The sequence below is a fragment of the Roseibium sp. Sym1 genome (genome assembly GCF_027359675.1).
Taxonomy (GTDB): Bacteria; Pseudomonadota; Alphaproteobacteria; order Rhizobiales; family Stappiaceae; genus Roseibium.
This window is the reverse complement of record NZ_CP114786.1, coordinates 4,735,694-4,748,285: the sequence shown is the minus strand read 5'-3', so window position 1 is coordinate 4,748,285 and position 12,592 is coordinate 4,735,694. Positions and strand designations below refer to the sequence as shown.

Sequence of the window (12,592 nt, the reverse complement as noted above, 5' to 3'; positions counted from 1 at the left end):
GTAAAAGGACTATGTTCTAATTTTGTTCTCTTTGCAAGCACTTTTTGTTCTCCTTGCAAACAGGCAAATCAAATTTGCTGAAAACTTGGGGTTTTCGCTTTGTTCACGACCGCCTGAGCAGCTCGACGGTGACCGGTTTTCGCCTGCCGGGCCAACGGGCCGAAGCCAAATACCGGTGGTCCTGACCCGGCTAAAGGGCCTTCACGAGACCGTTCTCAAGGGTGATTGCCCGGTCCATGCGCCCGGCAAGTTCCATGTTGTGGGTTGCGAACAGGGTGGCAACGCCGGACGCCCGCACGAGCGCAGACAAGGCATCGAAGACATAGGCGGCCGTGTTCGGATCGAGATTGCCCGTCGGCTCGTCGAGCAACAGGATGCGCGGTGCATTTGCCACGGCGCGCGCGACCGCGACGCGTTGCTGTTCACCGCCTGACAATTCCGATGGCCTGTGCAGTCCGCGCTCACCGAGCCGCAGGTAGGAGAGCAGTTCATTCGCGCGCTCGGCCGCCACCTTCTTCGGCAGGCCCCGGATCATCTGCGGCATCATGATGTTCTCCTGCGCCGTGAACTCGGGCAGCAGGTGATGGAACTGGTAGACGAAGCCGATGTCGTTGCGCCGGATCGCGGTGCGCTCTACATCATTGAGTTCCGAACAATTGACCGGACCGAGGAACACGTCGCCCTCGTCGGGGCGCTCCAGCAGCCCGGCGATATGCAGCAAGGTCGATTTTCCGGTGCCGGAAGCTGCGACCAGCGCAACCATCTCCCCCGCCTCGATCCGAAGGTTGGCTCCGTTGAGAATGTGCAGTTGACGGTCGCCTTCCTCGAAGCTGCGCGCGATGCCGGAAAGCTCGAGCGCTGCGGGAGCGAGGCCCGGTGCGCCTTGCGGATCAACGGCCATGTCCATCTCCCGTCTCCCTATTCATACCTGAGCGCTTCGACAGGATCGAGCCGCGCCGCGCGCCATGCCGGATAGACCGTCGCCAGCAGGGACAGGACCAGGGCCATGACAAGCACGGTCGTGGTTTCGCCGCTGTCGATTTCCGCCGGCAGTTTCGACAGGAAATAGAGTTCCGGCGAGAACAACTCGGTGGTCGTCATCCAGGAAACGAACTGCCGGATGCTCTCGATGTTGAGGCAGACGACCAGCCCGAGAACAAATCCCGCCAGCGTGCCGACACAGCCGATGCTGGCCCCGGTGATCAGGAAAATCCGCATGATCGCGCCGCGGGTTGCCCCCATGGTCCTGAGGATGGCGATGTCCTTGCCCTTGTCCTTCACCAGCATGATCATGCCGGAAATGATGTTGAGCGCAGCCACCAGAACGATCAGGAACAGGATGATGAACATGACGTTGCGCTCCACCTCCAGGGCGGAAAAGAAGGTCACGTTGCGCTGGCGCCAGTCCGTCACGAAGGTGGGTCTGTCCGCGCCCTCCTCGATCGCCGCCTTCATGATACCGACACTGTCCGGGTCGACCACGTAAAGCTCGACCCCGGTTGCCTTGGTATCCATGTTGAAATAGGCCTGCGCCTCCTCAAGGGGCATGAACAGGAAGGTGGCATCATATTCGCTCATGCCGATCTTGAAGATCGCCGTGACCGGGTAGGCCTTCAGCCGGGGCGTTACGCCCATCGGGGTCACACTGCCGCGCGGCGAGATCACGGTAATGTTGTCGCCGACGGTAATCCCGAGCTGTTGCGCCATGTTGGAGCCGATGGCAACGCCTTCGCCTTCGGCGAAACCGTCCAGCGTGCCCAGCTGGATGTTGTCCGCGATCAGGGGAATGCGGCGCAGGTCGCTCTCGTGAACACCGCGCACCAGTGCGCCGAGATTGCCGGCGGGGCCGGACACAAGTGCCTGTCCTTCAATGAAGGGGATGGCGGCCACGACATCCGGAACACGTTCGAGCCTGGATGCAACCTCGTCGTAATCCGTCAGGGGCATGTCGATCGGCTGAACCAGCATATGGCCGTTGATGCCGAGGATTTTGCCCAGCAACTCGGTCCGGAACCCGTTCATCACCGCCATGACGATGATCAGGGTCGCCACACCGAGCATGATGCCGGCAAAGGAGAAACCGGCAATCACGGAAATGAAGGTTTCACGCCGCCGCGATCGCAGGTACCGGCCCGCGATCATCCATTCGAAGGCGGAAAAGGGGCGGGTTGGAGCTGCCGGTCTGTGACCGTCCTCAACGTCCGCCGTGTCTGCCGCTGTCATTGTCCATCCACTTCAGCAATGCCCGGTGGCGCGCCTTGCGGCGCGCCGAATCCCTGCAACAAAGCATCGACGGACGGCTTCAGTCCGTCAATGCCGCGGTCAGCTTGTTCAAGGTGGCTTCCGGGGAAAGCATTTCCTTTTCCCCAGTTGCGCGGTCCTTGACCTCCAGAACGCCGTCCTTCAGTCCACGGGGCCCCGCCACCACCTGATACGGCAGACCGATCAGGTCCATGGTGGCGAATTTCGCCCCGGCCCTGGTATCCGTGTCATCGTAGAGCACCTCGATGCCCGCCGCCTCCAGCTTGGCATAAAGATCCTCCGAAGCCCCGTCCGTCAGTTCGTCGCCCGGCTTGAGGTTGACCAGTCCGACATGAAACGGGGCGACCGATTTCGGCCAGATGATTCCGTTGTCGTCATGATTGGCTTCGATCAAGGCGCCAAGAAGGCGTGACACACCAACCCCGTAGGAGCCCATGTGGACCGGAACCTCGATGCCTTCGGCGGTGGCCACCTTGGCTCCCATGGCGTCGGAATACTTGGTGCCGAAATAGAAGATGTGGCCGACTTCGATGCCGCGGGCCGAGACGCGATCGGCTTCGGGCAGTGCCGCGAAGGCGTCCGCGTCATGCATCTCGTCGGTGGCCGCATAGGGCGTCGTCCACTCCGTCACGATCGGAGTCAGGTCCGAGAAGAAATCCGTCTCCGCGGGCGGTGTCGGCATTTCCAGAAGCGACTTGTCACAGAAGACCTCGCTCTCGCCGGTCTCCGCCAGGATGATGAATTCATGGCTCATGTCGCCGCCGATCGGGCCGGTCTCGGCTTTCATCGGGATCGCCTTCAGCCCCATCCGCTCGAACGTGCGCAGGTAGGCTACGAACATGCGGTTATAGGCGTGGCGTGCGCCTTCCTTGTCGACGTCGAAGGAATAGGCGTCCTTCATCAGGAACTCGCGGCCTCGCATGATCCCGAAACGAGGGCGGACCTCGTCTCGGAACTTCCACTGGATGTGGTAGAGATTGAGCGGCAGGTCCTTGTAGGAGCGCACGTAGCCGCGGAAGATGTCGGTGATCATCTCCTCGTTGGTCGGTCCGAACAGCATGTCGCGCTCGTGACGGTCGGTGATGCGCAGCATTTCCTTGCCATAGGCATCGTACCGCCCGCTTTCACGCCAGAGGTCGGCGGACTGGATGGTCGGCATCAGCAGCTGGATCGCGCCGGCACGCGCCTGTTCTTCCTCGACGATCCGTTCGATCTTGCGCAGAACCTTCAGGCCGAGCGGCAGCCAGGAATAGATCCCGGCGGACTGCTGTCGAATCATCCCCGCCCGCAGCATCAGCCGGTGGGACACGATTTCCGCCTCCTTGGGCGTTTCTTTCAGGATGGGCAGGAAGTAGCGGGAAAGACGCATCTAGGTTCTCTCTGATTTTGGCATCGCCTGTTTTGAGCGCAGTCAAAGCGCATGCGGGCGCCAAACACAAGCCCTTTGCGAAACGCCGGCCGGCTTTTGCGGACAAGCGTGTCAAATTGGCCGAAATACGGGCGTTTTCCCAACCATTTTCACATCATGCCCTACCCGCAAGCAAACTAAGACCTTAGTAGCAATTGACGCCAAGGAAATAGGCAAGCAAAAAAATTGAGCTGTGCACGACAAATAGGTGACAAGCCGGAATCAATCAGCTAGTTTCCCTTCTCATAAGAAAAAGATGCCTCGGCAGAAATGCTAAGAAGCTTAAGGACATCGCGGTCTGAGTCTTGGGAGGAAGGACCCTCAGGCGCACCTCACGGTTCGCAGCCGCCCAGCCGGATTGAGCAATCGATCGGCAAGGGTTAAAGGGTCGAATTAGACGCGGAACTTTTAAAGGCAGAGCTTCGGCTCTGCCTTTTTTCTTTGCCGGCTTACAGCCGAATTCCCTGATAGTCGGAAACCCGGGCGCAGATCAGTCGCCGGGATGGGCGTAGTCACCGGCCGGCGGCTGCAAAAACGGGATGTCATCGAGCCCGAAACCGGAGTTGCGCAAGGCAACATACCCGGAAAACACGATTGTGGTGACAACGGTCGTGATCACGATCACCTTGAGGAACTGCGGCTTTTCCGGCGCGCTTGGTTCGCTCCCCTGAATCACCTCACCTGCCTCTTCCTGAGTCCGGCGCATGCCGAACGGCAGAATGGCGAACAGGATGATCCACCAGAGCATGAAATAGATTGCCAGGCCAAATGCCACGGACATGGTGTCAAGCCTCTTCCAGCTCGGTCAGCGTACCGAGAAAGTCCTTGGGGTGAAGGAACAGCACCGGCTTGCCGTGCGCGCCGATTTTCGGTTCGCCGTCACCCAGCACCCGCGCACCCTCGGCGACCAGCTTGTCGCGGGCGGCGATGATGTCGTCGACCTCGTAGCAGACATGGTGAATGCCGCCGGACGGGTTCTTCTCCAGGAACTTGGCAATGGGCGACTCCGCTCCAAGCGGCTCCAGCAGCTCGATCTTGGTGTTGGGCAGGTTGATGAACACCGTGCTCACCCCGTGATCCGGCTGTTCTTCCTTGGCAGAGACCTCCGCCCCGAGCGTGTCCCGGTAGACAGCCGTCGCCGCCTCGATGTCCGACACCGCGATGGCAACGTGATTGAGCCGTCCGATCATGAATTTCCCTCCACCAGACATTCCGTCTTCCACAGACCCCAAAAACTCAGCGTCATCCTGAGGAGGGCCAACGGCCCGTCTCGAAGGATCGGCAACACATTCCGCGACAGGCGGGCGATCCTAAGAGACGGACCCGCGGTCCGTCTCTGGATGAGGCTTCAGGGTTTTACCGCAGCCAAAACAGGATGCGTAGTTGACTATAGTTGGGTCACCATCACCTTGCAGAGCGTCTTTTTGCCCCAGACGCTCTGGATCTCGGACCGGGCCGCCCGCCGGGCTGCCTCTCCGACGAGGTCCTTGTCCTTGCGACGCCCCTTCGGGATGCTCCTGACCGCGCCGGTCACGGCCTTGGAGACAATGTCCTCCATGGGCTCGCCGTCATCGTCGGTGTCCGGAAGTCCCAGCAGCGTGATCGACGGATCCGTCAGCAGATCCCCCGCACGGTTGACGACCAGCGCAATGACCGCCGCGCCGGCGAAAGACAGTTTCCGCCTTTCCTTCACGCCGGTCACTTCCGGGTCATCGAGAATATCCCCGTCCTTGACCAGGATGCCGGAAGGTGCCTCGTCGATAACCCCGGCCCGTCCCGCCGTCAGCCGGACAATGTCACCGTTCTTGCCGCGCACCACTTCGCGAACGCCGAGGTCCCTGGCAAAGGCGGCATGGGCGCCAAGATGCAGGGGCTCGCCATGGACGGGAAGCACGACTTTCGGCTGGATCAGCTTGTAGAGCTGTTCCAGTTCACCGCGCCGCGGGTGGCCGGAAACATGCACCAGCGCATCCCGGTCCGTGACGATCTCGACATCCTTGTCGGCGAGATTGTTCATGACCGCGCCGACGTCCTTTTCGTTGCCCGGAATGGTGCGCGAGGAGAAGATCACCATGTCGCCCTTGGTGAGCGCGATGTTGCGGTGATCGCCTGCCGCGATACGCGCCAGGGCAGCCCGGCTCTCGCCCTGCGAGCCCGTGCAAAGCAGCACAGCCTTCTCGCGCGGCAGATAGCCAAAGGCCTCCTCGTCATGAAACTGCGGCAGGCCTTCCAGATAGCCGAGTTCGCCGGCCACTTCGATGACCCGGTGCATGGACCGTCCGACAACGACCACATCACGCTCATTGGCCGCCGCGGCTTCCGCGATTGCCCTGATCCTGGCGACATTGGACGCAAACGTGGTCACCGCGATCCGGTGTTTCGCCTTGGACATGACCTTGGTCAGCTCCTTGGCAACATCGCTTTCGCTGGGGCTGACACCGTCGCGCACGGCATTGGTGCTGTCACAGACAAGGGCCATCACCCCTTCCCGCCCGAGTTCGGCAAGACGGTCCATGTCGATCGGTTTGCCGACGCCGGGTGTCGGGTCGATTTTCCAGTCGCCCGTATGGAGGACCATGCCGGCAGGTGTGCGGATCGCGAGTGCGCAAGGCTCCGGGATGGAGTGCGCCATCGCGACGAATTCCACATCGAACGGCCCGATCTTGTGACGCTCGCCCTGCTTGACCACCGTAACGGGGACCTCCTCGGCCCCGGGCTCGCTCTCGGTCTTGGCCGCGAGCAATCCGGCGGTAAAAGCCGTCGCGAAGACGGGAACCTTCAAATAGGGCCACAGGTGCAGGATCGCGCCGTAATGATCTTCGTGGGCATGGGTAATCACCATGCCGGCGACGTTGTCGACCTCGTCCTCCAGGAACTTGATGTCCGGTACGACCACATCGATGCCCGGCAGTTCCGGACCGGCGAAACTCACGCCGCAATCGACGATCAACCAGGTGCGGTCATCTTCGGGGCCATAGCCGTAAAGGCCGAGGTTCATGCCGATTTCACCGACCCCGCCCAACGGCAGGAAGACGATGTCGTTTTCAGTTTTCTTGGCCGAAGCCATCTATTGCTCCTTTAAGCAAGCGCGTAAGCGACCCGCCCCGGCGTCAAACGCCAGGTAAAAACACGTCGCCCGCGTATAGGGTGCGCAACCGGCCATCGTCCTGCTTCAGGACCAGATGGCCGCGCGCATCCAGATCGGCAAATATGCCGCTTAATTCTTCCTGTGCGGTCCTGACCGTGATCCGGTTGCCCAGGTGGGCCGCCCGCTTCAACCAGCCGCGACGGATGTCGTCAAAGCCGCCGGGCTGCGCCCACACCGTCAGCTTCTCGGCCAGGGAAGCTGCAAGAAACTCGAACAGTCTCTCCGCGCTCACCTGAAACCCGAGACTTCTCAGATCCGTGGCCTGATAAAGCGAAAGCTCCGGGTGGGATACACAATTCACACCAAAACCGATGACCACAGCCTGCCGACCATCGGCAAGTGCTTCGGCCTCCAGAAGGATGCCGGACAGTTTTGCGCCTTCGACCAGCAGGTCATTCGGCCATTTCAATTGTACCAGTTGCAGTGTGCCGAGCGCTTTGTCAACGGCTTCCGCCAATGCGACCGCAGCCACAAGAGGCAATTCGCCGATACGGTTGGCTGGTTCAGGGGCCACCAGCAACAGACTGGCAAAGAGATTTCCCCCTGGCGAGGACCAGTCCCGGCCCCGCCTGCCCCGGCCTTCGGTCTGTTCCTCCGCGCGGACCCAGAGGCGGCCGGTATCCCCGGCCCTGGCACGGTCGAAACACGCCGTGTTGGTCGACCCGAGAGTAACGTGCTCTTCAACGCGAAAGTCCGGCGCACCGGGCGCCGGACGTTGGTTTGTTCCGCTTGTCATGTCACCGGTCAGAACAGCGACTGCGCCGCCGCGCTGGCCGCACTGACCACCTGTCCCGGCGCCAGCCAGAAGAAGACCACGAACACGGAGGACAGGCCCAGAACGACCTTCAGTTCCACCGGCATCCGTTCGAACGCCTCCGCAGGTTCGTCGAAGAACATGACCTTCACGATCCTCAGATAATAATAGGCGCCAACCACCGACATCAGCACGCCGATAACGGCCAGCGGATAAAGACCGGCCTCGACAGCGGCCACGAACACGTACCACTTGCCGAAGAAACCGACCAGCGGCGGAATGCCGGCCAGGGAGAACATCAGGAGCCCGAGCAGGATCGCCATCGGCAGATTGGTCTGGGAAAGGCCCGAGAGGTCATTGATTTCCTCCACCATGCCGTCCTTGCGGCGCATGGACAGGATACAAGCGAAGACACCGAGGGTCATGCCGAGATAGGCCATCATGTAAAAGATCACGCCTTCGACACCGGTCTGGGTGCCGGCCGCCAGACCGACAAGGGCATAGCCCATGTGACCGATCGACGAATAGGCCATCAGCCGTTTCAGGTTGCTCTGCCCGATCGCGGCGAAGGCCCCGAGTGCCATGGAGGCGATCGAAACGAACACAATGATCTGCTGCCAGTCGCTGGTGACGGGCTGGAAGGCCTCGATGACGATCCGTACCAACATGCCCATCGCGGCGACCTTCGGCGCGGCCGCGAGGAAGGCGGTAACCGGGGTCGGCGCGCCTTCATAAACGTCCGGCGTCCACATGTGGAACGGCACGGCCGAGATCTTGAAGGCAAGGCCGGCCAGGATGAAAGTCAGCCCGATCACGAGACCGATCGAGGCCCCCTCATGGGTCAGCGCTTCGGCAATGCCGGCAAAGGCGATCTGGCCGGAGAAGCCGTAGACCAGCGACATGCCGTAAAGAAGCATGCCCGAGGACAGGGCGCCGAGCACGAAGTATTTCAGGCCGGCTTCCGTGGAGCGGACGCTGTCCCGGTTGATCGCGGCAACCACGTAGAGCGCCAGGCTCTGCAGTTCGAGACCAAGGTAGAGCGCGATCATGTCGTTTGCCGACAGCATCAGCATCATGCCGAGCGTCGCCAGCACGATCAGGATCGGATATTCGAAATGATCGAAGGACTGGCTCTTGGCATAGGCCCACGACATGGCGATGGCGAAGAACGAGCCCGCCAGCACCAGCAGTTTCAGAAGATGGGCAAAATCGTCGAGGACGAAGGAGCCGCCGAAAGTGACGTCGAAGGTCGGCACGAACAGCAGTACCAGGAAGGTGCCGCCGAGCAGGCCCATCGCGCCGCCGAAGACGGCGTAGCTGACGCCCTTGCCGCCAAAGGCACCGATCATCAGCAGCACCATCGCTCCGAGGGCCAGGATGATCTCCGGCAGGGCCGGCATGAGATCTGGCAGTTGGGTCATGTCTGACATGGCTCTGTCTCGTCCTCGAAACCTTAGTGTGCTGTCGCGGCGGCTGCCGCGGCGTGCTGGGTGACCCCGGCGGCGTCAAGCGCCGCCGTGTAGTGAGTGATAAGATTGTCGACCGCGCCCTGGGTCACGTCCAGAATGGCCATCGGGTAGAAGCCGAAGAAGATCGTCAGCACCACCATCGGCAGCAGGATGGCCTTTTCCCGGAGGTTCAGGTCCAGGATCGACTTCAGGCTTTCCTTCTCCAGCGCGCCGAAGACGACGCGGCGGTAGAGGTAGAGCGCATAGGCCGCCGACAGGATCACGCCGGTTGTGGCGAAGAACGCCACCCAGGTGTTGACCTGGAAGGCCCCCATCAGCGTCAGGATTTCACCGACGAACCCGGACGTGCCCGGCAGGCCGACATTGGCCATGGTAAAGATCAGGAAGGCGACAGCGTATTTCGGCATCCGGTTGACCAGGCCGCCATAGGCCGAGATCTCGCGGGTGTGCATCCGGTCATAGATCACGCCGACACACAGGAACAGCGCGCCGGAGACGATGCCGTGCGACAGCATCTGGAAGATGCCGCCCTGCACGCCCTGCTCCGTCATCGTGAAGATGCCCATGGTGACGTAACCCATATGCGCCACGGAGGAATAGGCGATCAGCTTCTTGATGTCCTCCTGCGCCAGCGCCACCAGCGAGGTGTAGATGATCGCCACAATAGACAGCGTGTAGATCATCGGCGCGAACAGGTCCGAGGCAACCGGGAACATCGGCAGGGAGAAGCGCAGGAAGCCGTAGCCGCCGAGCTTCAGGAGAATGCCTGCCAGGATCACCGAGCCTGCCGTCGGCGCTTCCACGTGCGCATCCGGCAACCAGGTATGCACCGGCCACATCGGCATCTTTACCGCGAAGCTGGCAAAGAAGGCGATCCAGAGCCAGGTTTGCATTTCCGGCGGAAACGCGTTGCTGGTGACCAGCTCGGCGATGTTGGAGGTCTTGGCCGTCCAGTACATCGCCATGATCGCGATCAGCATCAGCACCGAGCCGAGCAGCGTGTAGAGGAAGAACTTGTAGGAGGCATAGACCCTGCGGGCACCACCCCAAACGCCGATGATCAGGAACATCGGGATCAGGCCGGCCTCGAAGAAGACGTAGAACACCACCAGGTCGAGCGCGCAGAAGACGCCGATCATCAGCGTTTCCAGCACCAGGAAGGCGATCATGTATTCCTTGACGCGCTTCTGGATGCTTTCCCAGGAGGCCAGGATACAGAACGGCATCAGGAAGGTGGTCAGGATCACGAACAGCACGGAAATGCCGTCGACGCCCATGCGGTACTTGATGTCCTCGGCGCCCAACTGCGCCGCGATGCCGCTCGGCAGCCAGTCCTTCTCCTCGATGAACTGGAAGCCCGGGTTGGCGTAGTCGAAGTTGCCCCAGATGAACAGCGACAGCAGGAAGGTCACCGACGTGGTCACCAGCGCGACCATGCGGATGTTTTTCTTGCTGCCCTCGTCATTGCCCGGAACCAGCAGGATGAACAGCACCCCCAGCAGCGGCAAGAACGTTGTGAGTGACAGAATTGGCCAGTCAATCATTAGTGTGCACCCCCGCCGGTGCCCGCACCGGTGAACATCGACCAGGTGATCAGCAGAGCCACCCCGATCAGCATCGCAAATGCATAGTGATAGAGATATCCGGTCTGCAGGCGGACGACCCAGGACGTGACGTTCTGGACGCGCGCGGCGACGCCGTTCGGGCCGAAGCCGTCAATCACGGTGCCGTCGCCCTTCTTCCAGAGCATGCGGCCGAGCCACTGTGCAGGACGGACAAAGATGAAATCGTAGAGCTCGTCGAAATACCACTTGTTGAGCAGGAATTGGTAGAGGCCGGAATGGCGCTCCGCCAACTGCTTCGGCATTTCCGGCGCGCGGATGTAGAACTGGTAGGCGACCAGGAAGCCGAGCACCATCATCACGAACGGAGACACCTTCACCCAGGCCGGCACCTCATGCATGGCATGGAGTATGTGATTGGTCTCGCTGACGAAGAGGGCCTTGTCCCAGAATTCCGAATAGCCCTCGCCGTAGAAGGAGCCGTAGAACACCATGCCGGCCAGCGCTGCGCCGATCGCCAGGATGAACAGCGGCACGGTCATGACCAGCGGCGATTCATGGACGTGCTTCATCACGTCCACCGGCGCACGCGGCTTGCCGTGGAAGGTCATGAACGTCAGGCGCCACGAATAGAACGCCGTGAGAGCGGCGGCGATGACGGTCAGCCAGAAGCCGTAGAGCGCCATCGGGTTGGCATGCTCGCCGACCGAACCGGCAAAGGCGGCCTCAATGATGGCGTCCTTGGAAATGAAACCGGCAAAACCGAGATGGGTGAACGGTATGCCGACACCGGTCAGGGCCAGCGTGCCGATCATCATCGTCCAATAGGTGATCGGAATGTGTTTCCTGAGGCCGCCCATCTTGCGCATGTCCTGCTCGTCGGAGACCGCGTGAATGACGGAGCCGGCGCAGAGGAACAGGAGCGCCTTGAAGAAGGCATGGGTGAACAGGTGGAAGATGCCGATCGAATAGGCCCCGACACCGAGTGCGACGAACATGTAGCCGAGCTGGGAACAGGTCGAATAGGCGATCACGCGCTTGATGTCGTTCTGAACGAGACCGACCGTTGCGGCAAAGAAGGCCGTGGTCGCACCGAAGAACACGATCACGGTCAGCGCGGTGTGCGACAGTTCCATCAGCGGCGACAGGCGCGCCACCATGAACACACCCGCGGTCACCATGGTCGCGGCGTGGATCAGCGCGGAGACCGGTGTCGGGCCTTCCATCGCGTCCGGAAGCCAGGTGTGCAGCAGGAACTGCGCCGACTTGCCCATGGCGCCCATGAACAGAAGCAGGCAGACGATGGTCATCGCCGAATGCGGATCCAGGTGATAGCCGAGGAAGGTCATCACCTCGTCATGGCCCTGGATGAAGGACGGCGCATCGTTGAAGATCTTGGTGAACTCGATGCTGCCGAACAGGTAGAACACACCGAAAATGCCGAGCGCGAAGCCGAAGTCACCGACACGGTTGACGACAAAGGCCTTGATCGCGGCCGCGTTGGCGGACGGTTTCTGGTACCAGAAACCGATCAGGAGGTAGGAGGCGAGACCGACGCCTTCCCAGCCGAAGAACATCTGCAGCAGGTTGTCGGCCGTCACAAGCGACAGCATGGCGAAGGTGAACAGGGACAGGTAGGCGAAGAAGCGCGGACGGTGCGGGTCGTGATGCATGTAGCCGATCGAATAGACATGCACCAGCGCGGACACCGTGGTCACGACGACCAGCATCACGGCGGTCAGCGTATCGACGCGGATCGACCAGGAGACCTTCAGGTTACCGGCATCGATCCAGCGGAACAGATCGACGATCTGCAGTTCCGAGCCGCCCAGCCAGAAGCCGAAGAAAACGATCCAGGAGAGCAGCGCCGCCAGGATGAGAAACCCGCTGGTGATATATTCACAGGCCTTGGCACCGATGGCGCGGCCGAAAAGGCCTGCAATCAGGAAGCCGATCAGCGGCAGGAACAGAATTGCGGAATACATCGGT

Annotated in this window: 10 protein-coding genes; all 10 read right to left on the bottom strand. The window is 61.2% G+C overall.

Annotated elements, in window-relative coordinates; all coding sequences use genetic code 11:
- Window positions 1–190: 190 nt before the first annotated feature.
- Window positions 191–907, bottom strand: coding sequence for an ABC transporter ATP-binding protein (locus O6760_RS21710; protein ID WP_269581763.1), 717 nt, complete (start codon window positions 905–907; stop codon window positions 191–193).
- Window positions 908–918: 11 nt separating this feature from the next.
- Window positions 919–2,223, bottom strand: a complete 1,305-nt coding sequence (locus tag O6760_RS21705; protein WP_269581762.1) for a lipoprotein-releasing ABC transporter permease subunit — start codon at window positions 2,221–2,223, stop codon at window positions 919–921.
- Between the two features lie 79 nt (window positions 2,224–2,302).
- The gene (gene proS / locus O6760_RS21700; protein WP_269581761.1) at window positions 2,303–3,631 is read right to left on the bottom strand and encodes a proline--tRNA ligase; all 1,329 of its coding nucleotides are present in this window, start codon (window positions 3,629–3,631) and stop codon (window positions 2,303–2,305) included.
- 529 nt (window positions 3,632–4,160) lie between these two features.
- Complete coding sequence (locus O6760_RS21695) at window positions 4,161–4,451, bottom strand: DUF1467 family protein (protein WP_269581760.1); 291 nt, start codon at window positions 4,449–4,451, stop codon at window positions 4,161–4,163.
- A 4-nt stretch (window positions 4,452–4,455) separates the two neighbouring features.
- The gene (gene mce / locus O6760_RS21690) at window positions 4,456–4,860 is read right to left on the bottom strand and encodes a methylmalonyl-CoA epimerase (protein WP_269581759.1); all 405 of its coding nucleotides are present in this window, start codon (window positions 4,858–4,860) and stop codon (window positions 4,456–4,458) included.
- Between the two features lie 197 nt (window positions 4,861–5,057).
- Window positions 5,058–6,737, bottom strand: a complete 1,680-nt coding sequence (locus tag O6760_RS21685) for a ribonuclease J (protein WP_269581758.1) — start codon at window positions 6,735–6,737, stop codon at window positions 5,058–5,060.
- A 43-nt stretch (window positions 6,738–6,780) separates the two neighbouring features.
- On the bottom strand, window positions 6,781–7,554 hold the full coding sequence (locus O6760_RS21680; RefSeq protein WP_269581757.1) for a biotin--[acetyl-CoA-carboxylase] ligase: 774 nt from the start codon (window positions 7,552–7,554) through the stop codon (window positions 6,781–6,783).
- An 8-nt stretch (window positions 7,555–7,562) separates the two neighbouring features.
- Window positions 7,563–9,002 carry an NADH-quinone oxidoreductase subunit NuoN gene (nuoN, locus tag O6760_RS21675; protein WP_269581756.1) on the bottom strand — a complete coding sequence of 480 codons (1,440 nt, stop codon included), beginning with the start codon at window positions 9,000–9,002 and terminating at the stop codon, window positions 7,563–7,565.
- 23 nt (window positions 9,003–9,025) lie between these two features.
- On the bottom strand, window positions 9,026–10,585 hold the full coding sequence (locus O6760_RS21670) for an NADH-quinone oxidoreductase subunit M (protein ID WP_269581755.1): 1,560 nt from the start codon (window positions 10,583–10,585) through the stop codon (window positions 9,026–9,028).
- The gene (gene nuoL / locus O6760_RS21665) at window positions 10,585–12,588 is read right to left on the bottom strand and encodes an NADH-quinone oxidoreductase subunit L (RefSeq protein WP_269581754.1); all 2,004 of its coding nucleotides are present in this window, start codon (window positions 12,586–12,588) and stop codon (window positions 10,585–10,587) included. The genes O6760_RS21670 and nuoL overlap by 1 nt, the downstream gene beginning before the upstream one ends.
- Between the last annotated feature and the right edge of the window lie 4 nt (window positions 12,589–12,592).

What these genes read in the sequence shown, in the direction of transcription:
- nuoL (WP_269581754.1), bottom strand. Translation starts at nt 12,588, where the DNA reads ATGTATTCCGCAATTCTGTTCCTGCCGCTGATCGGCTTCCTGATTGCA.
- nuoN (WP_269581756.1), bottom strand. Translation starts at nt 9,002, where the DNA reads ATGTCAGACATGACCCAACTGCCAGATCTCATGCCGGCCCTGCCGGAG.
- O6760_RS21670 (WP_269581755.1), bottom strand. Translation starts at nt 10,585, where the DNA reads ATGATTGACTGGCCAATTCTGTCACTCACAACGTTCTTGCCGCTGCTG.
- O6760_RS21680 (WP_269581757.1), bottom strand. Translation starts at nt 7,554, where the DNA reads ATGACAAGCGGAACAAACCAACGTCCGGCGCCCGGTGCGCCGGACTTT.
- proS (WP_269581761.1), bottom strand. Translation starts at nt 3,631, where the DNA reads ATGCGTCTTTCCCGCTACTTCCTGCCCATCCTGAAAGAAACGCCCAAG.
- O6760_RS21705 (WP_269581762.1), bottom strand. Translation starts at nt 2,223, where the DNA reads ATGACAGCGGCAGACACGGCGGACGTTGAGGACGGTCACAGACCGGCA.
- mce (WP_269581759.1), bottom strand. Translation starts at nt 4,860, where the DNA reads ATGATCGGACGGCTCAATCACGTTGCCATCGCGGTGTCGGACATCGAG.
- O6760_RS21710 (WP_269581763.1), bottom strand. Translation starts at nt 907, where the DNA reads ATGGACATGGCCGTTGATCCGCAAGGCGCACCGGGCCTCGCTCCCGCA.
- O6760_RS21685 (WP_269581758.1), bottom strand. Translation starts at nt 6,737, where the DNA reads ATGGCTTCGGCCAAGAAAACTGAAAACGACATCGTCTTCCTGCCGTTG.
- O6760_RS21695 (WP_269581760.1), bottom strand. Translation starts at nt 4,451, where the DNA reads ATGTCCGTGGCATTTGGCCTGGCAATCTATTTCATGCTCTGGTGGATC.